The following is a 22001-nucleotide window of genomic DNA, read 5'->3' on the forward strand; positions in this document are numbered from 1 at the left end:
GATAAAGTTTGACGCGACACGCGGTAAAAGGGCATCATTTGATGCCCTTTTTCTACGCTGTGAACTAGAACCTATCTCATCAGCGATTTTGCAGTCATAATCATTGGTGAGATGGGCTCTTAAACCGTATTGACTGAATACGTCATGGCGTAAAACACCGGGATATCGCTAGTGCGGTATCCGATCGGTTTGGTTTGCCTCGCAATGCGAGGCAAAGTTGTTTGTTCTGAATCATCATTGTGACAGGTTGGTTTATGAGTGCGAATACCGAGGCTCAAGGGAGCGGACGCGGCCTGGAAGCGGCAAAGTGGCTGATCGTCGCCGTTCTGTTGGTTGTGGCTATTGTCGGTAACTATTACTACCGTGATTTAAGCCTGCCATTGCGCGCGCTGGCAGTTGTGCTGATCATCGCCGTTGCAGGTGCAGTGGCTCTGATGACCACCAAAGGCAAAGCTACCGTTGCGTTTGCCCGCGAAGCGCGTACCGAAGTACGTAAAGTGATTTGGCCAACTCGTCAGGAAACGCTACACACCACGTTGATCGTTGCCGCGGTAACCGCCGTGATGTCACTGATTCTGTGGGGGCTGGATGGTATTCTGGTCCGTCTGGTGTCGTTTATTACTGGCCTGAGGTTCTAAAATGTCTGAAGCTCCAAAAAAACGTTGGTACGTCGTTCAGGCGTTTTCCGGTTTTGAAGGTCGCGTAGCGCAATCGCTGCGTGAACACATCAAACTGCACGATATGGAAGAGCTGTTCGGCGAAGTGATGGTGCCTACGGAAGAAGTGGTTGAAATCCGTGGTGGCCAGCGTCGCAAGAGCGAGCGTAAATTCTTCCCTGGCTACGTGCTGGTGCAGATGGTGATGAATGACGCCAGCTGGCACCTGGTGCGCAGCGTACCGCGTGTCATGGGGTTCATCGGCGGTACGTCTGACCGTCCTGCGCCGATCAGCGATAAAGAAGTTGATGCGATCATGAACCGCCTGCAGCAGGTCGGTGACAAACCGCGTCCGAAAACGCTGTTCGAACCGGGCGAGCTGGTGCGCGTCAACGACGGCCCGTTTGCCGATTTCAACGGCGTGGTCGAAGAAGTCGATTACGAGAAGAGCCGCCTGAAAGTTTCCGTTTCCATCTTCGGCCGTGCAACGCCGGTGGAACTGGACTTCAGCCAGGTTGAAAAAGGCTGATCGAATAATCAGCAATAAGCGGTCCGTTGCCGCTTGTCAAAGGCGCGAAATTGAACTACAATTTCGCGCCTTTTGTTTTTAGATGCCTTGCCTGATGTTTGTCTGGCGAGGTTAAACACGGGGAGCCTCTCACGAGGCGATACTACCCAAACCGAGGAAATTTAAATGGCTAAGAAAGTACAAGCCTACGTTAAGCTGCAAGTTGCAGCTGGTATGGCTAACCCGAGCCCACCAGTGGGTCCAGCTCTGGGTCAGCAGGGCGTTAACATCATGGAATTCTGTAAGGCATTCAACGCTAAAACTGACAGCGTTGAGAAAGGTCTGCCGATTCCGGTTGTTATCACCGTTTATTCTGATCGCTCCTTCACTTTCGTTACCAAAACCCCGCCAGCAGCAGTTCTGCTGAAAAAAGCGGCTGGTATCAAGTCTGGTTCCGGTAAGCCGAACAAAGACAAAGTAGGTAAAGTGACCCGTGCTCAGGTACGTGAAATCGCAGAAACCAAAGCTGCGGACATGACTGGTTCTGACGTTGAAGCGATGACTCGCTCCATCGAAGGTACCGCTCGTTCCATGGGCCTGGTAGTGGAGGATTAAGAGATGGCTAAGCTGACCAAGCGCATGCGCGTGATCCGTGACAAAGTTGATGCTACTAAACAGTATGACATCACTGAAGCTGTTGCTCTGCTGAAAGAGCTGGCCACCGCTAAATTCGTAGAAAGCGTTGACGTTGCCGTTAACCTCGGCATCGACGCTCGTAAATCTGACCAAAACGTTCGTGGCGCTACCGTTCTGCCACACGGCACCGGTCGTTCCGTTCGCGTTGCCGTATTTACCCAAGGCGCTAACGCTGAAGCAGCGAAAGCTGCCGGCGCAGAGCTGGTAGGTATGGACGATCTGGCTGAGCAGATCAAGAAAGGCGAAATGAACTTCGACGTTGTTATTGCTTCCCCGGATGCAATGCGCGTTGTAGGTCAACTGGGCCAGATCCTGGGTCCACGCGGCCTGATGCCAAACCCGAAAGTGGGTACCGTTACTCCGAACGTTGCTGAAGCAGTGAAAAACGCTAAAGCAGGTCAGGTTCGCTACCGTAACGACAAAAACGGCATCATCCATACCACTATCGGTAAGGTTGATTTCGACGCAGACAAACTGAAAGAAAACCTGGAAGCCCTGCTGGTTGCGCTGAAAAAAGCAAAACCTTCTCAGGCGAAAGGCATGTACATCAAGAAAGTTAGCCTCTCCACCACCATGGGTGCTGGCGTTGCTATCGATCAAAGCGGTCTGTCTGCCGCAGCGAACTAATCGCACTTGCGATTATCGCTTTGACTTGGGGCCGAGATTTGTCTAGAATCTTATGCCCCAAGGTTTTGCTATTGGCTATGCCGTAGGCAAAACAAAGATTTTTCGGTTGGAGCCTGGCCTATCCAGGCCTCCGTCCAAGACCGCAGGTGTATCGCAAGATACTTAATCCTTCCTGCGTAGACGGTGACAGAGCCTAAGAAAATTTTTCTTTTTTATAAAAGAATGTCTTTGCTGGATTCTGCTCACCGTGTTAAGCCGCTCGGCGTGGCGTTTTACAAAGCGCCGAGTGAAGTGAGTTCCGGGGGATTTTCCCCGGCTAATCCAGGAGCAAAAAGCTAATGGCATTAAATCTTCAAGACAAACAAGCGATTGTTGCTGAAGTCAGCGAAGTAGCCAAAGGCGCGCTGTCTGCGGTTGTTGCGGATTCCCGCGGCGTTACCGTAGATAAAATGACTGAACTGCGTAAAGCAGGTCGTGAAGCTGGCGTTTACATGCGTGTTGTTCGCAACACCCTGATGCGTCGCGTAGTTGAAGGCACTCCATTCGAATGCCTGAAAGACACGTTTGTCGGTCCAACCTTGATTGCATTCTCTCACGAACACCCGGGCGCTGCTGCTCGTCTGTTCAAAGAGTTCGCGAAAGCGAATGCAAAATTCGAGGTTAAAGCTGCGGCCTTTGAAGGTGAGCTGATCCCAGCGGCGCAAATCGACCGCCTGGCGACGCTGCCAACTTACGAAGAAGCGATCGCACGCCTGATGGCAACCATGAAAGAAGCCGCTGCCGGCAAACTGGTTCGCACTCTGGCTGCAGTACGCGATCAGAAAGAAGCGGCGTAAGCCACTCTTTCTTAGCCTTTGCTAACGTATTTAAACTATTTCTGAATTTTAGGAACAATTGTTATGTCTATCACTAAAGACCAAATCCTGGAAGCAGTTGCCGCTATGTCCGTAATGGACGTTGTTGAACTGGTTTCCGCTATGGAAGAAAAATTCGGCGTTTCTGCTGCTGCTGCTGTAGCTGTAGCTGCTGGCCCAGCTGAAGCTGCTGAAGAGAAAACTGAATTCGACGTTATCCTGAAAGCTGCAGGCGCTAACAAAGTTGCTGTTATCAAAGCAGTACGTGGCGCTACCGGCCTGGGTCTGAAAGAAGCTAAAGACCTGGTTGAATCTGCTCCAGCCGCTCTGAAAGAAGGCGTGAGCAAAGATGACGCAGAAGCTCTGAAAAAATCTCTGGAAGAAGCTGGCGCAGAAGTTGAAGTTAAATAAGCCAACCCTTCCGGTTGCAGCCTAGTCTTTTAGGCTGATGGCTGGTGACTTTTTAGTCACCAGCCTTTTTGCGCTGTAGGGCGCCAGTAGCGTTTCACACTGTTTGGCTGCTGGTTTCGCCTCCCAATGTTTGTTTCTATCGACGACTTAATATACCGCGGTCTTTGCACTACCAGGAGTTCTGGGGGAAGGCGCGATGAAATGGTTTAAGCGTGATAGCAAGAGATATTGCGGAAAGTGTTCCCGCTTTCCGGTCGACAAAACGGTGTTGCATGAACTGTCCCTAATCGGACGGACAGATTGGGTCACTGATCAGCGAGCTGAGGAACCCTATGGTTTACTCCTATACCGAGAAAAAACGTATTCGTAAGGATTTTGGTAAACGTCCACAAGTGCTGGACATACCATATCTCCTTTCTATCCAGCTTGACTCGTTCCAGAAGTTTATCGAGCAAGATCCAGAAGGGCAGTACGGCCTTGAAGCCGCATTCCGTTCTGTTTTCCCTATCCAGAGCTACAGTGGCAATTCGGAGCTGCAATACGTTAGCTACCGTCTTGGTGAGCCGGTCTTCGACGTCAAAGAGTGCCAGATCCGTGGTGTGACGTTCTCTGCACCGCTGCGCGTAAAACTGCGCCTGGTTATCTATGAGCGCGAAGCGCCTGAAGGTACGGTCAAAGACATCAAGGAACAAGAAGTCTACATGGGCGAAATTCCGCTCATGACCGAAAACGGCACCTTTGTGATCAACGGTACTGAGAGGGTTATCGTATCTCAGTTGCACCGCAGTCCTGGCGTATTCTTCGACAGCGATAAGGGTAAAACCCACTCCTCGGGTAAAGTGCTGTACAACGCACGCATCATCCCTTACCGCGGTTCATGGTTGGACTTCGAGTTCGATCCGAAAGACAACCTGTTCGTGCGTATTGACCGTCGCCGCAAACTGCCTGCGACCATCATTCTGCGCGCGCTGAACTACACCACTGAACAGATCCTCGACCTGTTCTTTGACAAGATCGTCTTCGAAATCCGCGACAACAAGCTGCAGATGGAGCTGGTGCCAGAGCGCCTGCGTGGTGAGACCGCTTCGTTCGATATCGAAGCCAACGGCAAGATCTACGTAGAGAAAGGCCGTCGCATCACCGCTCGTCATATCCGCCAGCTGGAAAAAGACGACATTCAGAGCATTGAAGTACCGGTAGAGTACATCGCGGGCAAAGTGGTCGCGAAAGACTATATCGATACCAATACCGGCGAACTGATCTGCGCAGCCAACATGGAGCTGTCGCTGGATCTGCTGGCCAAGCTGAGCCAGTCCGGCCACAAGCGCATCGAAACGCTGTTCACCAACGATCTGGACCACGGCGCGTACATCTCTGAAACGCTGCGTGTCGATCCGACCAACGATCGTCTGAGCTCGCTGGTAGAAATCTATCGCATGATGCGCCCTGGTGAGCCGCCAACGCGCGAAGCTGCCGAAAGCCTGTTCGAGAACCTGTTCTTCTCCGAAGACCGCTACGATCTGTCCGCGGTTGGCCGTATGAAGTTCAACCGTTCTCTGCTGCGCGACGAGATCGAAGGTTCGGGCATCCTGAGCAAAGACGACATCATCGAAGTGATGAAGAAGCTCATCGATATCCGTAACGGCAAGGGCGAAGTGGACGATATCGACCACTTGGGCAACCGTCGTATCCGCTCCGTCGGCGAAATGGCCGAGAACCAGTTCCGCGTAGGTCTGGTGCGTGTTGAGCGTGCGGTGAAAGAGCGTCTGTCTCTGGGCGATCTGGATACCCTGATGCCTCAGGACATGATCAACGCCAAACCGATTTCGGCGGCGGTGAAAGAGTTCTTCGGCTCCAGCCAGCTGTCCCAGTTCATGGACCAGAACAACCCGCTGTCCGAGATCACGCACAAGCGTCGTATCTCCGCACTGGGCCCGGGCGGTCTGACCCGTGAGCGCGCCGGCTTTGAAGTTCGAGACGTACACCCGACCCACTACGGCCGCGTGTGCCCAATCGAAACGCCGGAAGGTCCAAACATCGGTCTGATCAACTCCCTGTCCGTGTACGCACAGACTAACGAGTATGGCTTCCTGGAAACCCCGTACCGCCGCGTGCGTGACGGCGTGGTGACCGATGAAATCAACTACCTGTCTGCTATTGAAGAAGGCAACTTCGTTATCGCCCAGGCGAACTCCAACCTGGATGAAGAAGGCCGCTTCGTAGAAGACCTGGTCACCTGCCGCAGCAAAGGCGAATCAAGCCTGTTCAGCCGCGACCAGGTTGACTACATGGACGTATCCACCCAGCAGGTTGTTTCCGTTGGTGCTTCACTGATTCCATTCCTGGAACACGATGACGCCAACCGTGCATTGATGGGTGCGAACATGCAACGTCAGGCCGTACCAACCCTGCGCGCCGATAAGCCGCTGGTCGGTACCGGTATGGAACGCGCTGTAGCGGTTGACTCCGGCGTAACCGCCGTTGCCAAACGCGGCGGTGTGATCCAGTACGTGGATGCTTCCCGTATCGTTATCAAAGTTAACGAAGACGAGATGTACCCGGGCGAAGCAGGTATCGATATTTACAACCTGACCAAGTACACCCGTTCTAACCAGAACACCTGCATCAACCAGATGCCGTGTGTGAATCTGGGTGAGCCAATCGAGCGCGGCGACGTGCTGGCGGATGGCCCATCGACAGACCTGGGCGAACTGGCGCTGGGCCAGAACATGCGCGTAGCGTTCATGCCTTGGAACGGCTACAACTTCGAAGACTCCATCTTGGTCTCCGAGCGCGTGGTGCAGGAAGATCGCTTCACCACCATCCACATCCAGGAACTGGCGTGCGTGTCTCGCGACACCAAGCTGGGGCCTGAAGAGATCACCGCCGACATCCCTAACGTGGGTGAAGCGGCGCTCTCCAAGCTGGATGAGTCCGGTATCGTGTATATCGGTGCTGAAGTGACCGGCGGCGACATCCTGGTCGGTAAGGTAACGCCTAAAGGCGAAACCCAGCTGACGCCGGAAGAGAAACTGCTGCGTGCGATCTTCGGTGAGAAAGCGTCTGACGTTAAAGACTCTTCTCTGCGTGTGCCGAACGGCGTTTCCGGTACGGTTATCGACGTGCAGGTCTTCACCCGCGATGGCGTGGAAAAAGACAAGCGCGCGTTGGAAATCGAAGAGATGCAGCTGAAGCAGGCGAAGAAAGACCTGACTGAAGAACTGCAGATCCTGGAAGCCGGCCTGTTTGCGCGTATCCACGCGGTACTGGTTGCCGGTGGCATCGAAGCCGACAAGCTGAGCAAGCTGCCGCGCGATCGCTGGCTGGAACTGGGCCTGACCGACGAAGAGAAGCAAAACCAGCTGGAGCAGCTGGCTGAGCAGTATGACGAACTGAAATCCGACTTCGAGAAGAAGCTGGAAGCCAAGCGTCGTAAGATCACTCAGGGCGACGATCTGGCGCCGGGCGTACTGAAAATCGTCAAGGTTTATCTGGCCGTTAAACGTCAGATCCAACCGGGTGACAAGATGGCGGGCCGCCACGGTAACAAGGGTGTTATCTCCAAGATCAACCCGATCGAAGATATGCCTTACGATGAAAACGGCACGCCGGTAGACATCGTACTGAACCCGCTGGGCGTACCATCACGTATGAACATCGGTCAGATCCTGGAAACCCACCTGGGTATGGCTGCGAAAGGCATCGGTGAGAAGATCAACCAGATGCTGAAGCAGCAGCAGGAAGTGGCCAAGCTGCGTGAGTTCATCCAGAAGGCCTACGATCTGGGCGACGATGTTTGCCAGAAAGTTGACCTGAACACCTTCAGCGACGACGAAGTGCTGCGTCTGGCAGAGAACCTGAAAAAAGGTATGCCGATCGCAACGCCGGTGTTTGACGGTGCGAAAGAGACTGAAATCAAGAAGCTGCTGGAAATGGGCGGTATCCCGACCTCCGGTCAGATCACGCTGTTCGATGGCCGTACCGGTGAGCAATTCGAGCGCCAGGTTACTGTCGGCTATATGTACATGCTGAAACTGAACCACTTGGTTGACGATAAAATGCACGCCCGTTCAACCGGTTCTTACAGCTTGGTTACTCAGCAGCCTCTGGGTGGTAAAGCGCAGTTCGGTGGTCAACGCTTCGGTGAGATGGAAGTGTGGGCACTGGAAGCATACGGCGCGGCTTATACCCTGCAGGAAATGCTCACCGTTAAGTCGGATGACGTTAACGGCCGTACCAAGATGTACAAAAACATCGTGGATGGCGATCACCGGATGGAGCCAGGCATGCCGGAATCCTTCAACGTACTGTTGAAAGAAATCCGCTCGCTCGGCATCAACATCGAACTGGAAGACGAGTAATCGTCATTCCGGCTCAGGCTCCCCGCCTAAGGGAGCCTGAGGGTGGTTGTTCAGGTCACACGGGTACCTACTGCGGTTGTGGGTGCCCAACAGGTTTAACTCCGACAGGAGCCAATCCGTGAAAGACTTATTGAAGTTTCTGAAAGCGCAAACTAAGACCGAAGAGTTTGATGCGATCAAGATTGCTCTGGCCTCGCCAGACATGATCCGTTCGTGGTCGTTCGGTGAAGTTAAGAAGCCGGAAACCATTAACTACCGTACGTTCAAACCAGAGCGTGACGGCCTTTTCTGCGCCCGTATCTTCGGGCCGGTAAAAGATTACGAGTGCCTGTGCGGTAAGTACAAGCGCTTGAAACACCGCGGCGTGATCTGTGAGAAGTGCGGCGTTGAAGTGACCCAGACCAAAGTGCGTCGTGAGCGCATGGGCCACATCGAGCTGGCTTCCCCGACTGCGCACATCTGGTTCCTGAAATCGCTGCCATCCCGCATCGGTTTGCTGCTGGATATGCCGCTGCGTGACATCGAACGCGTACTGTACTTCGAATCCTATGTGGTGGTCGAAGGCGGTATGACCAACCTCGAGCGTCGTCAGATCCTGACCGAAGAGCAGTATCTGGACGCGCTGGAAGAGTTCGGTGACGAATTCGACGCCAAGATGGGTGCGGAAGCCATTCAGGCCCTGTTGAAAAACATGGATCTGGAAGCCGAGTGCGAGCAGCTGCGTGAAGAGCTGAACGAAACCAACTCCGAAACCAAGCGCAAGAAGCTGACCAAGCGTATCAAGCTGCTGGAAGCGTTCGTACAGTCCGGTAACAAGCCGGAGTGGATGATCCTGACCGTGCTGCCGGTACTGCCGCCGGATCTGCGCCCGCTGGTTCCGCTGGATGGCGGTCGTTTCGCGACGTCGGATCTGAACGATCTGTATCGCCGCGTGATCAACCGTAACAACCGTCTGAAACGCCTGCTGGATCTGGCTGCGCCGGACATCATCGTGCGCAACGAAAAGCGTATGCTGCAAGAAGCGGTAGACGCCCTGCTGGATAACGGCCGTCGCGGTCGTGCGATCACCGGTTCCAACAAACGCCCTCTGAAATCTTTGGCCGACATGATCAAAGGTAAGCAGGGTCGTTTCCGTCAGAACCTGCTCGGTAAACGCGTTGACTACTCAGGCCGTTCCGTTATCACCGTAGGTCCATACCTGCGTCTGCATCAGTGCGGTCTGCCTAAGAAGATGGCGTTGGAGCTGTTCAAACCGTTCATCTACGGCAAATTGGAGCTGCGTGGCCTGGCCACCACCATCAAAGCCGCCAAGAAAATGGTTGAGCGTGAAGAAGCCGTCGTTTGGGATATCCTGGACGAAGTGATTCGCGAACACCCGGTACTGCTGAACCGTGCACCAACCCTGCACCGTTTGGGTATCCAGGCGTTTGAACCGGTTCTGATCGAAGGTAAAGCGATCCAGCTGCACCCGCTGGTTTGTGCGGCATATAACGCCGACTTCGATGGTGACCAGATGGCCGTTCACGTACCGCTGACGCTGGAAGCCCAGCTGGAAGCGCGTGCGCTGATGATGTCCACCAACAACATCCTGTCCCCAGCGAACGGCGAGCCAATCATCGTTCCTTCTCAGGACGTTGTACTGGGTCTGTACTACATGACCCGCGACTGTGTTAACGCCAAAGGCGAAGGCATGGTGCTGAACGGTTCCAAAGAAGCTGAGCGTGTTTACCGCGCCGGCCTGGCGTCGCTGCATGCGCGCGTTAAAGTGCGTATCACCGAAGACGTCAAGAACGCCGAAGGCGAGTGGACCTCTCAGACCAGCATCATCGACACCACCATCGGCCGCGCCATCCTGTGGATGATCGTACCGAAAGGTCTGCCGTACGCGATCGTTAACCAGCCTTTGGGCAAGAAAGCGATCTCCAAGATGCTGAACACCTGTTACCGCATCCTGGGCCTGAAGCCGACCGTTATCTTTGCTGACCAGATCATGTACACCGGCTTTGCTTACGCAGCCCGTTCCGGCGCTTCCGTAGGTATCGACGACATGGTTATCCCGGCCAAGAAGGCGGAGATCATCGAAGAAGCGGAAACCGAAGTTGCCGAGATCCAGGAGCAGTTCCAGTCTGGTCTGGTGACCGCCGGCGAACGCTACAACAAAGTGATCGATATCTGGGCTGCCGCGAACGAACGCGTTGCGAAAGCGATGATGGAAAACCTGTCGGTAGAAGACGTGGTTAACCGTGACGGCGAAGTGGAACAGCAAGTTTCCTTCAACAGCATCTTTATGATGGCCGACTCCGGTGCGCGTGGTTCCGCCGCTCAGATTCGTCAGCTGGCCGGTATGCGTGGTCTGATGGCGAAGCCGGACGGCTCCATCATCGAAACGCCAATCACCGCGAACTTCCGTGAAGGTCTGAACGTACTCCAGTACTTCATCTCCACTCACGGTGCTCGTAAAGGTCTGGCGGATACCGCACTGAAAACCGCGAACTCCGGTTATCTGACCCGTCGTCTGGTTGACGTGGCGCAGGACCTGGTGGTGACCGAAGACGACTGTGGCACCCACGACGGCATCCTGATGACTCCGGTTATCGAAGGTGGCGACGTGAAAGAGCCGCTGCGTGAACGCGTTCTGGGCCGTGTGACGGCAGAAGACGTCCTCAAGCCGGGTACGGCGGACATTCTGGTGCCGCGCAACACCCTGCTGAACGAGAAGGCGTGTGACCTGTTGGAAGAGAACTCTGTCGACAGCGTTAAAGTCCGTTCCGTGGTGAGCTGTGAAACCGACTTCGGTGTGTGTGCAAACTGCTACGGTCGCGACCTGGCACGTGGCCACATCATCAACAAAGGTGAAGCCATCGGCGTTATCGCGGCACAGTCCATCGGTGAGCCGGGTACACAGCTGACGATGCGTACGTTCCACATCGGTGGTGCGGCATCTCGTGCGGCTGCTGAATCCAGCATTCAGGTGAAAAACAAGGGTAGCATCAAGCTGAGCAACGCGAAGTTCGTTATGAACGCCGCAGGCAAGCTGGTGATCACCTCGCGTAACACCGAACTGAAACTGATCGACGAATTCGGCCGTACCAAAGAAAGCTACAAGGTGCCTTACGGCGCCGTGATGGGCAAAGGCGACGGTGAAGAAGTTAACGGCGGCGAAACCGTTGCTAACTGGGATCCGCATACCATGCCGGTCATCAGTGAAGTCAGCGGCTTCATTCGCTTCGCCGACATGGTCGACGGCCAGACGATTACTCGTCAGACCGACGAACTGACCGGTTTGTCTTCTCTGGTTGTCCTGGACAGCGCAGAGCGTACCGGTAGCGGTAAAGACCTGCGTCCGGCACTGAAAATCGTTGACGCTAAGGGCGAAGACGTATTGATCCCAGGTACTGATATGCCTGCTCAATACTTCCTGCCGGGCAAAGCGATCGTTCAGCTGGAAGACGGCATTCAGATCGGTGCGGGTGATACCCTGGCGCGTATTCCTCAGGAATCCGGCGGTACCAAGGATATTACCGGTGGTCTGCCGCGCGTTGCCGACCTGTTCGAAGCGCGTCGTCCGAAAGAGCCGGCAATCCTGGCTGAAATCAGCGGGATTATCTCGTTCGGTAAAGAGACCAAAGGCAAACGTCGCCTGGTGATCTCTCCGCTGGACGGCAGCGACGCTTACGAAGAGATGATTCCGAAATGGCGTCAGCTCAACGTGTTCGAAGGCGAAGTGGTGGAACGTGGCGACGTCGTCTCCGACGGCCCAGAGTCTCCGCACGACATTCTGCGTCTGCGTGGCGTGCATGCGGTTACCCGCTACATCACCAACGAAGTGCAGGAAGTTTACCGTCTGCAAGGCGTTAAGATTAACGATAAGCACATCGAAGTTATCGTTCGTCAGATGCTGCGTAAAGGCACTATCGTTAGCGCTGGTGGCTCCGAGTTCCTGGAAGGCGAGCAGGCTGAAGTGTCTCGCGTCAAGATTGCCAACCGTCAGCTGGAAGCTGAAGGTAAGATCCCGGCAACCTTCTCGCGCGATCTGCTGGGTATCACCAAGGCTTCCTTGGCGACCGAGTCCTTCATCTCCGCCGCATCGTTCCAGGAAACGACGCGCGTTCTGACCGAAGCTGCCGTAGCCGGCAAGCGCGACGAACTGCGTGGCCTGAAAGAGAACGTCATCGTGGGCCGTCTGATCCCAGCCGGTACCGGTTACGCTTATCATCAGGATCGCATGCGTCGTCGTGCTCAGGGCGAAGCGCCGGTTGTTCCGCAAGTCAGCGCGGAAGAAGCGACCGCGAACCTGGCCGAACTGCTCAACGCAGGTCTGGGCGGCAGCGACGACGAGTAATCGTCATCCGCGCCGTGGGCCCGCTACACCGGGCCTATCGCCAGATAAACCGCTCCCTCGGGGGCGGTTTTTTTTCGCCTCGCGCCGGGTTATGACAAACTTTGCTACTATGGTTACAGCAGAAATTGACCGGCGCTTTTTACCTGACAACCAAGGACAGTACGAAACATGGACAGCCTCATTACCTTCGAAAAACTGACGGCGAAACACCTGCCTTACCTGTATGAGATCCGCTTTTCCGTCGAAGAGAACCTGCTGCATCCGCATCAGGTCCAGTATCTGCAGCGCAAGCAGGCGCTGGAAGACATCAACCAGGGCGGTGGTTGGATCTGCAAGTATGGCGAGGACTATGCCGGCGTTGGATTCGGGTTGTTCATCCCCGAACCGTTGATCGGCGGACTGTTCGTGAAGCCGGAATACCAATCAATGGGAATGGGTTCTGCCTTGCTGGCGCGCGTCACTGCCTGGATGTTTGAGCACGGCGCCGAAGCCATTCACTTAACCACCGATCCCGGCTCTAAAGCCGAAGGTTTTTATCAACATCACGGTTGGGATGTGGTCGGGCGGGATGAGTTCGGTCAGGCGGAGCTGGTGAAACGCAAAGAGGGTGAATAATGAAAATCAAAGGATTGATGACGTTACTGCTGCTTTCGCTGTTCAGCGCACCGTTGTACGCGGCCGTTGACTCTTTTTACCTGAAGCCGGCGGACGGCGAGAAGATCAATGTCACCCGACAGATGCTGGAGGCGATGCCGTCGCACACGATTAAAACCTCGACCAATTTCACCCCGGAAGAGGCGTTCACCGGCGTTGAGTTTTCGGAGCTGGTGAAAGCGTACCATCTGCAAGGGAAGTCGGTGCGCGCCTTCGCGTGGGACGACTATTCCTATTCGATGCCGATTGACGAGATGATTAAATATCGCGTGATTGTCGCCTATCTGCGCGGCGGTAAGCCGATCGACGTGGGGGAGCTGGGGCCATTCGCTATTATCTATCCGCGCGATCAATACCCCGAGCTGAATAACCTGGACGTGAACGCGAAAACCGTCTGGCAAGTCAAACGGCTGGAGATTAAATGAGATGAGCAAGAAACTGATCGGTACTCTTATCGCGTTGGTTGCCATCTTCTCCTTATTAATTTTGCTGATTGCCATTAACTTCGGTGGCGTAAAAGAGCGCTATAAGCAGATCGAACCCAATCTGGATAACTACTCGGTGGCCGAGATCCTGTTTCTGGCGTTTGAAAGAACCAAAACTGCGCTGCTGCTCAGTGAAAACGACGACTACGACGCTTTCCTGATCAAAAAGAAAATATTTTACTCGAAGATCCAAATCCTGGAGAGCCGCTCCACCTTCAGCGACTCTTTCTATTACGACGACGAATTTATCAAGAACGTCGCTCTGCTGAAGCAACAGTACCTAACGCTGGGCGATCTTTCCGTCGGTTTGCTGGCAGGGCGGAAAAGCAAGGCGGATATCCTCGCTTATATGGATGACATCGAGGGCACGTTGGTCGATATCCAGGAGATTATTTATCGGATACAAATTAAAAACTTCACCGAGGTTAAAGGCATCATCCAGGATAATTCGAGAAAAGCCGAGATGTTCGCCGTCTTATCGCTGATTTTGGTGTTCCTGATGATGTTCCTGGTGGTGAGAAACGCCTTCTCGTTAAAAGAGATCATCAAGAACAAGAACATCTTTATCTCATCCATCTACCATGAAATCGCCGGTTCGACGCAGGCCATCGTCATCGCCGCGGATATCATGGAGCACGAGCTGGCGCAGGAAGAGCTGAAAAAGGAAGCCCGCCTGATCTCCTACCACGGCAACAAGATCGCCGAACAAACGCGCGAGGTGATGGATTATTCGCGGTTTGAAATGGGGGAGGTTAACGTCAATATTTCCACCTTTCGGCTGCATGAGGTGGTGGACGATGCCATGACCAGTATCAGCGCCGGGCGCGGTAATCGCATCGTGGTGCGTCGTTCATCCTATGTTGGTTTGATTTGCTCCGACAAATACAAGCTCTACCGAATATTGGCCAATCTGCTCAGCAACGCGGACAAATTTACTCACCACGGCGCGATCATCCTCAACGTGAAAGTGTGCCACGGCAATCTGTATTTATGGGTCAAAGACAACGGCATCGGATTTAACGTTAATAATCTGGAACGGTTGTACAAGGCGTTCAATCAGGGAGTAGAAAGGGAAACACGGCAGGGGCTGGGGCTGGGGCTGACCATTATCAAGAATTATGTGACGACGCTGAAAGGCGCCATCAGAGTCAAATCCACCAAAGGCGTTGGTTCATCGTTTTTCATCCGCATTCCGGTCAAACTAATTAAAGAATAAATTCGACAACAGCAGTGAGGAGATAATCAGCGGTTTGGTCGGTTTTTCCACCAGGTGCACGTCATAGTGCAGGATCATATCGCCGATATTCTTCTCATAGTGATTCAGCTGGCCGGTCAGAATGATGATGCGCGCGTGCGGATCGAGAGTGTCCTTTATTTTCTTCACGACGCGTTCTGAGGTTTCGCCGAAGTCCAACAGCCAGTCCAGAATAAACGCCTCAAAGGACTGTTGCTCAAGTGCGGCCAGCATGGCATCCGCCGTTTGAAAGGTCTCGGTCTCAATGCCGTAGCGGCAGGCGATTTTCTTCAACAGCTCGAGGATATCGCTGTCGTTGTCCAGGATCGCGATGCGCGGCGCCGGCAGAAAGTCTATCTTGTTGACTCTGTACAGCGGTACGTCGGCCTGCGTATCCCGGCTGATATTGATGATGAAAAGGTCATCTTTTTTGTAGGCGTAGGTTTCGTCGTCGTCCAGCTGTGTCACCGGGTGTTCGTCGACTTCAACCTTACAGCGTTTGTGAATGCTGTTCATGATAAAAACGCCGTTATGCGTTCTTTGGCCGGCGAATGGCTCGTTGAAGTACTGAAACACCTTTCTGACTTCGTCGAGGGTGATGCCCCTTTTACCATCCAGCTTCTGCTTGGCGCTGTTGTACTGAAGGTTCAGTATGTTGGCCATCGTGGAGGCATGTTTTCTGTCGCCAACCCCTTTAAGAGTGAGCAACGCGCTGATTGCATCGATGTAATTTGGCGTTTTCTTCATGACAACCTTGGCTTTTTTGATGTTGACCGCGAGCGTGGCAAATCTGCGCGAGGACCCGTGCTGGATTATAGATGATGCCCCGGAGGTTGCGGTGATATCAGTTTGATTTTCCTTGGCAAACTCAGAATACACTCGATATCAAATAAAAAAACACTCAAAAGACATTCACATTTAATCGTTTGTATGGTTAATTAGCGCACATACTGTGTGATTCGCGTCCTGGGGGGGTTGCCAGTCTCACAAAATAAACCGCCTGCTCTTGTCTGTAAGCAGGGAGCAGGCGGCAAAAAAACGCGACGGCCAACACCAGGGCCATTGGCAGTATCGGGGATTACCCCTCGAGTCACTTTTCGTCTCCGCATCGACTTTTTCCTCGTTCTGCCGTTCTCTGCCGCAACGGGCTCCATTGAAAAACACTCTGCGTGAGTGCTGAACACCGCTATTCCCTCATCATGCCCGTCACCTGAGCCGATAAAACCGCCTGTTCGTGCGTGCCCTCAGGCGCAGGTTCCAGGATGGCCGTTGGTGAGGAACCGGAGTCGCGCAAGAGCGTCTGTGCGCGATCCGGGGTTGGATAAGGCGGGGCCATCGAGAGGGTAACGGCCCCGGCCGACACCGGGTTTGGCGGTCGGCAACGTCACTATAATCGGCGCGTTTGCCGGCGCCAGCGCCACCGTTCGGCATTGCGCGGCCGCTCCAGCGTTTTCTTCGCACGGCGGCAAACGTTGCCGCTTATTGCGCGCTGCGTCCCAGATAATCGTCCCAGTCTTTCCACACTGGCTGCAGCCCGGCGTTGCTGATGGCCTCGGCGACCTGCTGCGGCGTGCGGCCGTCGTGCGGCTCAAACTGTTCCAGCTCAGGCGGTACGTCGTCGGCATAGCCGCCGGGTTGCGTCTTGGATCCCGCGCTGACGCTATTGATCGCCACCGGGATCATATGATCGCGGAAGTACGGCGACTCCCGGGTAGACAGCGACAGCTCAACGTCCGGCGCGAACAGCCGGAAGGCGCAGATCAGCTGCACCAGCTGAGGCTCACTCATGATAGACGCGGGCTCAATGCCGCCGGCGCAGGGGCGCAGGCGTGGGAACGAGATCGAGTAGCGGCTCTGCCAATAGGTTTGCTGCAGGTAGAACAGGTGTTCCGCCAGCAGATAGCAGTCGGTTCGCCAGCTGTGGGACAGGCCGATTAACGCGCCGAGGCCGATCTTGTCGATCCCGGCGCGCCCCAGGCGATCCGGCGTGGCCAGGCGCCAATGGAAATCCTGTTTCTGGCCGCGCAGGTGGTGCTGCAGATAGGTGGCCGGATGGTAGGTTTCCTGATACACCAGCACGCCGTCCAGGCCCAGCGTTTTCAGTTCGGCGTATTCCTCCTGTGCCAGCGGCTGCACTTCCATCATCAGCGAGCTGAAGTGGCGGCGGATCGCCGGAATGTGCTGGCGGAAATAGTCCATGCCGACCTTGGTCTGATGTTCGCCGGTGACCAGCAACAGATGTTCGAACCCCAGCGCCTTGATGGCTTCGCACTCGCGCGCAATCTCCGCCGCATCCAGCGTTTTGCGCTTGATGCGGTTGCTCATCGAAAAGCCGCAGTAGGTGCAGTCGTTGGCGCACAGGTTGGACAGGTACAGCGGCACATAGAAGCTGACGACGTTGCCGAACCGCTGACGGGTCAGCCACTGCGCGCGTTGCGCCAACGGTTCCAGATACGGCGCGGCCGCGGGGGAGATCAGCGCCATAAAGTCGTCGCGCGTCAGCTTGTCGGCGTTCAATGCGCGTTCCACGTCGCGCGCCGTTTTGCCGTTGATGCGCAGCGTAATGTCGTCCCAGTCCAGCTGTTGCCAGCGGCTACTGAAATCGTCGGTCATCACTGCGCCTCCTCTGGCTGGCTGAGGAAAGCGGTCAGCGGGCTGGACGCGACCGCGCCGCGCTGGCTGGAGCCTAATCCGGCGCTGCGTGCCAGCTCGCCGGCCTCCAGCGCCAGGCGAAATGCCCGCGCCATCTGCACCGGATCGCGCGCCACGGCGATGGCGGTATTCACCAGCACCGCGTCGGCGCCCAGCTCCATCGCTTCCAGCGCGTGGCTTGGCGCGCCGATGCCGGCGTCTACCACCACCGGCACCTTAGCTTGCTCGATGATGATTTCGAGGAAGTCACGGGTGCGCAGACCGCGGTTGGAGCCGATAGGGGCGCCGAGCGGCATCACCGCTGCGCATCCCACTTCTTCCAGCCGTTTGCACAGCACCGGATCGGCGCCGCAGTAGGGCAGCACCACAAAACCGTCTTTCACCAGCGTTTCCGCCGCCTTCAGCGTTTCTATCGGATCCGGCAGCAGGTATTTCACATCGGGATGGATCTCCAGCTTCACCCAGTGGGTGCCGAGCGCTTCGCGCGCCAGTCGGGCGGCGAACACCGCTTCGGCGGCCGTTTTGGCGCCGGAGGTATTGGGCAACAGCCTGACGCCCAACTGTTGCAGCGGCGCCAAAATGGCGTCGTTGCCGCCGCGCAGATCGACGCGCTTCATGGCCATGGTCACCAACTGTGAGCCGGAGGCCGCCAGCGCCTCCAACATCAGCGCCGGGGTGGCGAACTTGCCGGTGCCGGTGAACAGGCGCGAGGTAAAAGTGGTATCGGCGATTTTCAGCATGTCAGCCTCCGGCGATCGCTTGAAACAGCAAAATGTCGTCACCGTCCTGCACCTGATGGTCGGCCCAGTCGGCACGTGGGATGATGGTTTGGTTGATCGCCAGCGCGGTGCCCGGCTGGTGGCGTTCCAGCTGGGTCAGCAGGGCGGCGACGCTGAGCGGCTGCGCCAGCTCCAGCGGTTGATCGTTCAGACGGATCTTCATGCGGCGCCTCCGCAGACCGGGCAGGCGCGGGCCCGGCTCAGCTGCAGCGTGCTCCAGCTCTGCTGCTTGCCGTCGAACAGCCGCAGCTTGCCGCTGAGGGAGGAAGGAAGGCCGGCCAGCATCTTGATGGCCTCCAGCGCTTGCAGAGTGCCGATCACGCCCACCACCGGGCCGAGCACCCCGGCGGTGCGGCAGTTGCGCTGCGGTTCTTCCTGCTCCGGGTACAGGCAGGCGTAGCAGCCGTGCGCATAGGGCGGCTCGAGCACCAGCAGCTGGCCGCTGAAACCCACTGCGCTGCCGCTGATCAGCGGCTTGGCGGCGGCGATGCAGGCGGCGTTGACCTCATGGCGGGTCGCCATGTTGTCGCAGCAGTCCAGCACCAGATCGGCGCGGGCGACCGCGTCGCGCAGCGCTTGCCCTTGCAGCCGCTGCGCCAGCGGGATGGACTCCACCAACGGGTTCAACGCCTGCAGATGGCGTTGCGCCAGCGCCGCTTTGCCGGTGGTAGTATCGGCGCTGCGGTACAGGATTTGCCGCTGCAGGTTGGTGACGTGCAGCGTGTCGTCGTCGGCCAGCAGCAGCGTGCCGACGCCGGCGGCGGCCAGATACAGCGAAGCCGGGGACCCCAGCCCCCCCAGGCCGACGATCAGCACCGTGGCGCGCTTGAGTTTTTCCTGACCTTCCGGGCCGACATCCTCCAGCAGCAGCTGGCGGCTGTAGCGCAGGAACTCCCGATCGTTAAGCATCGTTCGGCTCCTTACCTTCGATCAGCCGCAGCAGTTCGGCCGTCGCCGCGCGCCAGTCCGGCGCCTGGGTGATGGCGCTGACCACCGCCACGCTGCCGACGCCGCACGCCAGCACCGCCGGTACGCGATCGATACTGATCCCGCCGATCGCCACCGTCGGGTAATCCGCCAAACCGGCGATGTGGCGTTTTAACTCCGACAGCCCCTGCGGCGCCGAAGGCATGTCTTTGGTCTGGGTGGGGAAGATGTGCCCCAACGCGATGTAGGAGGGTTTCACCGCCAGCGCGCGCGCCAGCTCGGCATCGTCATGGGTGGAAACGCCGAGCCGCAGCCCGGCGCGGTGAATGGCCGCCAGATCGGTGGTATCGAGATCTTCCTGGCCCAGATGCACGCCGTAGGCGCCGTGCCTGATCGCCAGCCGCCAGTAATCGTTGATGAACAGCCGCGCCTGATAACGCCGGCCCAGCGCGATGGCGGCGGCGATATCCTCTTCGACCTGCTCGTCCGGCAGATCCTTGATGCGCAGCTGGATCGTGGTAACGCCGGCCTCCAGCAGGCGAGCGATCCACGCCACGCTGTCGACGACCGGGTAAAGCCCCAGTTTGTGGGGCGTCGCCGGGAAGGGCGTCGTGATATCAGTCATTGCTCGTCTCCTCCTGCAGGTTGCCGGCGCTGTGATACAGCTCGCTGCCGCGGGCGCGGAACTCGGCGGACATTTTCTCCATGCCGGTCAGCTGCACCTCGATCGGTTTGGCGGCCTCTTGGGCGGCGGCGTAGTCGCGCACCTCTTGTGAAATCTTCATCGAGCAGAATTTCGGTCCGCACATCGAGCAGAAGTGGGCGACCTTGCCGGACTCCTGCGGCAGGGTTTCGTCGTGATAGGCGCGCGCGGTGGCCGGATCGAGCGCCAGATTGAACTGATCTTCCCAGCGGAATTCGAAACGCGCCTTGGACATGGCGTTATCGCGAATTTGCGCGCCCGGATGGCCTTTGGCCAGATCGGCGGCGTGGGCGGCGATCTTGTAGGTGATCAGGCCCTGTTTGACGTCCTCTTTATTCGGCAGGCCGAGGTGCTCTTTCGGCGTGACGTAACACAGCATGGCGCAGCCGAACCAGCCAATCATCGCCGCGCCGATGCCGGAGGTGAAATGGTCATAGCCCGGGGCGATATCGGTGGTCAGCGGGCCAAGGGTGTAGAACGGCGCTTCGTGGCAATGTTCCAGCTCTTCGGTCATGTTGCGGCGGATCATCTGCATCGGCACGTGGCCCGGGCCTTCAATCATCACTTGTACGTCGTATTCCCAGGCGATTTTGGTCAGCTCGCCCAGCGTATGCAGCTCGGCGAACTGGGCCTCGTCGTTGGCGTCCTGAATCGAACCGGGGCGCAGGCCGTCGCCGAGCGACAGCGAAACGTCGTAGGCGGCGCAGATCTCGCAGATTTCACGGAAGTGCTGATAGAGGAAGTTTTCCTGATGGTGCGACAGACACCATTTGGCCATGATCGAGCCGCCGCGCGACACGATGCCGGTCAGGCGTTTGGCGGTCATCGGCACGTAGCGCAGCAGTACGCCGGCGTGGATGGTGAAGTAATCGACCCCTTGTTCAGCCTGTTCCAGCAGCGTATCGCGGAACATCTCCCAGGTGAGGTTTTCCGCCACGCCGTTGACCTTCTCCAGCGCCTGGTAGATAGGCACGGTGCCGATGGGCACCGGGCTGTTGCGCAGGATCCACTCGCGGGTTTCGTGAATGTAGCGGCCGGTGGAGAGATCCATCACGGTGTCTGCGCCCCAGCGGGTGGCCCACACCAGCTTCTCCACCTCTTCTTCGATCGACGACGTGACCGCCGAGTTGCCGATATTGGCGTTCACCTTCACCAGGAAATTGCGGCCGATGATCATCGGCTCCGCCTCCGGGTGATTGATGTTGGCGGGAATGATGGCGCGGCCGGCGGCCACTTCCTGGCGCACGAACTCCGGCGTGATGTTGTCCGGCAGGTTGGCGCCCCAGCCCTGGCCCGGATGCTGGTGGCGCAGCACCTCGCCGCGAATGCGTTCGCGCCCCATGTTTTCACGGATGGCGATGAACTCCATCTCCGGGGTGACGATGCCGGCGCGGGCATAGTGCAGTTGGGTCACGCACTTGCCCGGCAACGCCTTGCGCGGCAGCGGCAGATGTTCGAAGCGCAGGTGATCCAGCCCCTCGTCCGCCAGACGCTGTTGGGTGAAGCCGGAACTGGCGCCGCTCAGGGTCGTGGTATCGCCGCGCGCGTCGATCCAGCCGGCGCGCAGCCTGGCCAGGCCGGCGTGCACATCGAGCTCGGCCTGCGGATCGCCGTACGGGCCCGCGGTGTCATATACCGGGATCGCCTCGTTCTGCTCATACTGCGGGCTATCTTTGCTGCCGCCGACCAGGGTCGGGCTGAGCTGAATTTCGCGCATCGGCACCTGGATATCGCGGCGCGAGCCCTGCAGGTAGATGCGGCGTGAGTTTGGGAAAGCCATGCCTTGCAGCGTGTCGATAAACTGCTGGGCGGCTTCGCGTTGCGCTTTACGGGCGCGCGGTGGATTAACGTTAGACATAGCAAGTTCCTACCAGTGTGTTGGGTTGGGAAAGTTGCTTGTCTGGAGCTCGGAGGGAGTAATGATGGTGGCCGATAAGGCTGGACGCCCGCAAAGGGAAGGCCGTGCCTGTGGCGATAGATTACTCTTGTTCCCTTCGCGGGTATTAGCCCGATCAGGTTCCGCGGATCCCGAATTAACGGTCTCAGCCTGGCTGATTCGATGAACAAATCAGGCGCTAGGCACTCCGACAAGATGCCCCCCAGTATAGGAGG

The 22001-nt window shown here is 56.8% G+C and carries 18 protein-coding genes and 1 riboswitch; of the genes, 11 read left to right on the top strand and 7 right to left on the bottom strand.

Features of this window, described 5'->3' with window-relative positions; all coding sequences use genetic code 11:
- Positions 1 to 254 precede the first annotated feature (254 nt).
- The 11 genes from secE to ACP3TA_RS07045 all read left to right on the top strand — a co-directional run bounded on the left by secE (position 255) and on the right by ACP3TA_RS07045 (position 14810).
- Positions 255 to 638, top strand: a complete 384-nt coding sequence (secE, locus tag ACP3TA_RS06995; protein WP_004929916.1) for a preprotein translocase subunit SecE — start codon at positions 255 to 257, stop codon at positions 636 to 638.
- 1 nt (position 639) lies between these two features.
- The gene (nusG, locus tag ACP3TA_RS07000) at positions 640 to 1185 is read left to right on the top strand and encodes a transcription termination/antitermination protein NusG (protein WP_004929914.1); all 546 of its coding nucleotides are present in this window, start codon (positions 640 to 642) and stop codon (positions 1183 to 1185) included.
- Positions 1186 to 1350: 165 nt separating this feature from the next.
- Positions 1351 to 1779, top strand: coding sequence for a 50S ribosomal protein L11 (gene rplK, locus ACP3TA_RS07005; protein WP_015376316.1), 429 nt, complete (start codon positions 1351 to 1353; stop codon positions 1777 to 1779).
- Positions 1780 to 1782: 3 nt separating this feature from the next.
- Positions 1783 to 2487: a 50S ribosomal protein L1 gene (rplA, locus tag ACP3TA_RS07010; protein ID WP_004929908.1), complete on the top strand. Its 705-nt coding sequence runs from the start codon at positions 1783 to 1785 to the stop codon at positions 2485 to 2487.
- A gap of 338 nt (positions 2488 to 2825) precedes the next feature.
- The gene (rplJ, locus tag ACP3TA_RS07015) at positions 2826 to 3323 is read left to right on the top strand and encodes a 50S ribosomal protein L10 (RefSeq protein ID WP_004929905.1); all 498 of its coding nucleotides are present in this window, start codon (positions 2826 to 2828) and stop codon (positions 3321 to 3323) included.
- A 63-nt stretch (positions 3324 to 3386) separates the two neighbouring features.
- Positions 3387 to 3752 (top strand): 50S ribosomal protein L7/L12, encoded by a 366-nt coding sequence (gene rplL, locus ACP3TA_RS07020; protein ID WP_004929903.1) that lies wholly within the window; start codon positions 3387 to 3389, stop codon positions 3750 to 3752.
- A gap of 332 nt (positions 3753 to 4084) precedes the next feature.
- Positions 4085 to 8113 (top strand): DNA-directed RNA polymerase subunit beta, encoded by a 4029-nt coding sequence (gene rpoB / locus ACP3TA_RS07025; RefSeq protein WP_004929900.1) that lies wholly within the window; start codon positions 4085 to 4087, stop codon positions 8111 to 8113.
- 118 nt (positions 8114 to 8231) lie between these two features.
- Positions 8232 to 12455 carry a DNA-directed RNA polymerase subunit beta' gene (gene rpoC / locus ACP3TA_RS07030; protein ID WP_033644357.1) on the top strand — a complete coding sequence of 1408 codons (4224 nt, stop codon included), beginning with the start codon at positions 8232 to 8234 and terminating at the stop codon, positions 12453 to 12455.
- A 168-nt stretch (positions 12456 to 12623) separates the two neighbouring features.
- Positions 12624 to 13070, top strand: coding sequence for a GNAT family N-acetyltransferase (locus tag ACP3TA_RS07035; RefSeq protein ID WP_206196509.1), 447 nt, complete (start codon positions 12624 to 12626; stop codon positions 13068 to 13070).
- Positions 13070 to 13534 (top strand): oxidoreductase, encoded by a 465-nt coding sequence (locus ACP3TA_RS07040; protein ID WP_033644359.1) that lies wholly within the window; start codon positions 13070 to 13072, stop codon positions 13532 to 13534. The genes ACP3TA_RS07035 and ACP3TA_RS07040 overlap by 1 nt, the downstream gene beginning before the upstream one ends.
- Position 13535: 1 nt before the next feature.
- Positions 13536 to 14810: a sensor histidine kinase gene (locus ACP3TA_RS07045; protein ID WP_206196510.1), complete on the top strand. Its 1275-nt coding sequence runs from the start codon at positions 13536 to 13538 to the stop codon at positions 14808 to 14810.
- Here ACP3TA_RS07045 and ACP3TA_RS07050 read toward each other — a convergent pair.
- The 7 genes from ACP3TA_RS07050 to thiC all read right to left on the bottom strand — a co-directional run bounded on the left by ACP3TA_RS07050 (position 14796) and on the right by thiC (position 21747).
- Complete coding sequence (locus ACP3TA_RS07050; protein ID WP_232091499.1) at positions 14796 to 15491, bottom strand: response regulator; 696 nt, start codon at positions 15489 to 15491, stop codon at positions 14796 to 14798. The genes ACP3TA_RS07045 and ACP3TA_RS07050 overlap by 15 nt on opposite strands.
- A gap of 816 nt (positions 15492 to 16307) precedes the next feature.
- Positions 16308 to 17441 (bottom strand): 2-iminoacetate synthase ThiH, encoded by a 1134-nt coding sequence (thiH, locus tag ACP3TA_RS07055; RefSeq protein ID WP_123062078.1) that lies wholly within the window; start codon positions 17439 to 17441, stop codon positions 16308 to 16310.
- Entirely contained in the window at positions 17441 to 18220 is a 780-nt protein-coding gene (locus ACP3TA_RS07060) for a thiazole synthase (RefSeq protein WP_033652706.1), read from the bottom strand. Before ACP3TA_RS07060 ends, thiH begins: the two co-directional genes overlap by 1 nt.
- 1 nt (position 18221) lies before the next feature.
- The gene (gene thiS / locus ACP3TA_RS07065) at positions 18222 to 18422 is read right to left on the bottom strand and encodes a sulfur carrier protein ThiS (protein WP_016929423.1); all 201 of its coding nucleotides are present in this window, start codon (positions 18420 to 18422) and stop codon (positions 18222 to 18224) included.
- Complete coding sequence (locus tag ACP3TA_RS07070; RefSeq protein ID WP_197776050.1) at positions 18419 to 19168, bottom strand: HesA/MoeB/ThiF family protein; 750 nt, start codon at positions 19166 to 19168, stop codon at positions 18419 to 18421. Before ACP3TA_RS07070 ends, thiS begins: the two co-directional genes overlap by 4 nt.
- Positions 19161 to 19811: a thiamine phosphate synthase gene (thiE, locus tag ACP3TA_RS07075; RefSeq protein WP_197776049.1), complete on the bottom strand. Its 651-nt coding sequence runs from the start codon at positions 19809 to 19811 to the stop codon at positions 19161 to 19163. The genes ACP3TA_RS07070 and thiE overlap by 8 nt, the downstream gene beginning before the upstream one ends.
- Positions 19804 to 21747: a phosphomethylpyrimidine synthase ThiC gene (gene thiC / locus ACP3TA_RS07080; protein WP_197776048.1), complete on the bottom strand. Its 1944-nt coding sequence runs from the start codon at positions 21745 to 21747 to the stop codon at positions 19804 to 19806. Before thiC ends, thiE begins: the two co-directional genes overlap by 8 nt.
- Before the next feature lie 114 nt (positions 21748 to 21861).
- A riboswitch (TPP riboswitch) is annotated at positions 21862 to 21986 on the bottom strand.
- Between the last annotated feature and the right edge of the window lie 15 nt (positions 21987 to 22001).

The sequence above is a fragment of the Serratia sp. 2C06 genome (assembly GCF_050037615.1).
Taxonomy (GTDB): domain Bacteria; phylum Pseudomonadota; class Gammaproteobacteria; order Enterobacterales; family Enterobacteriaceae; genus Serratia; species Serratia ureilytica.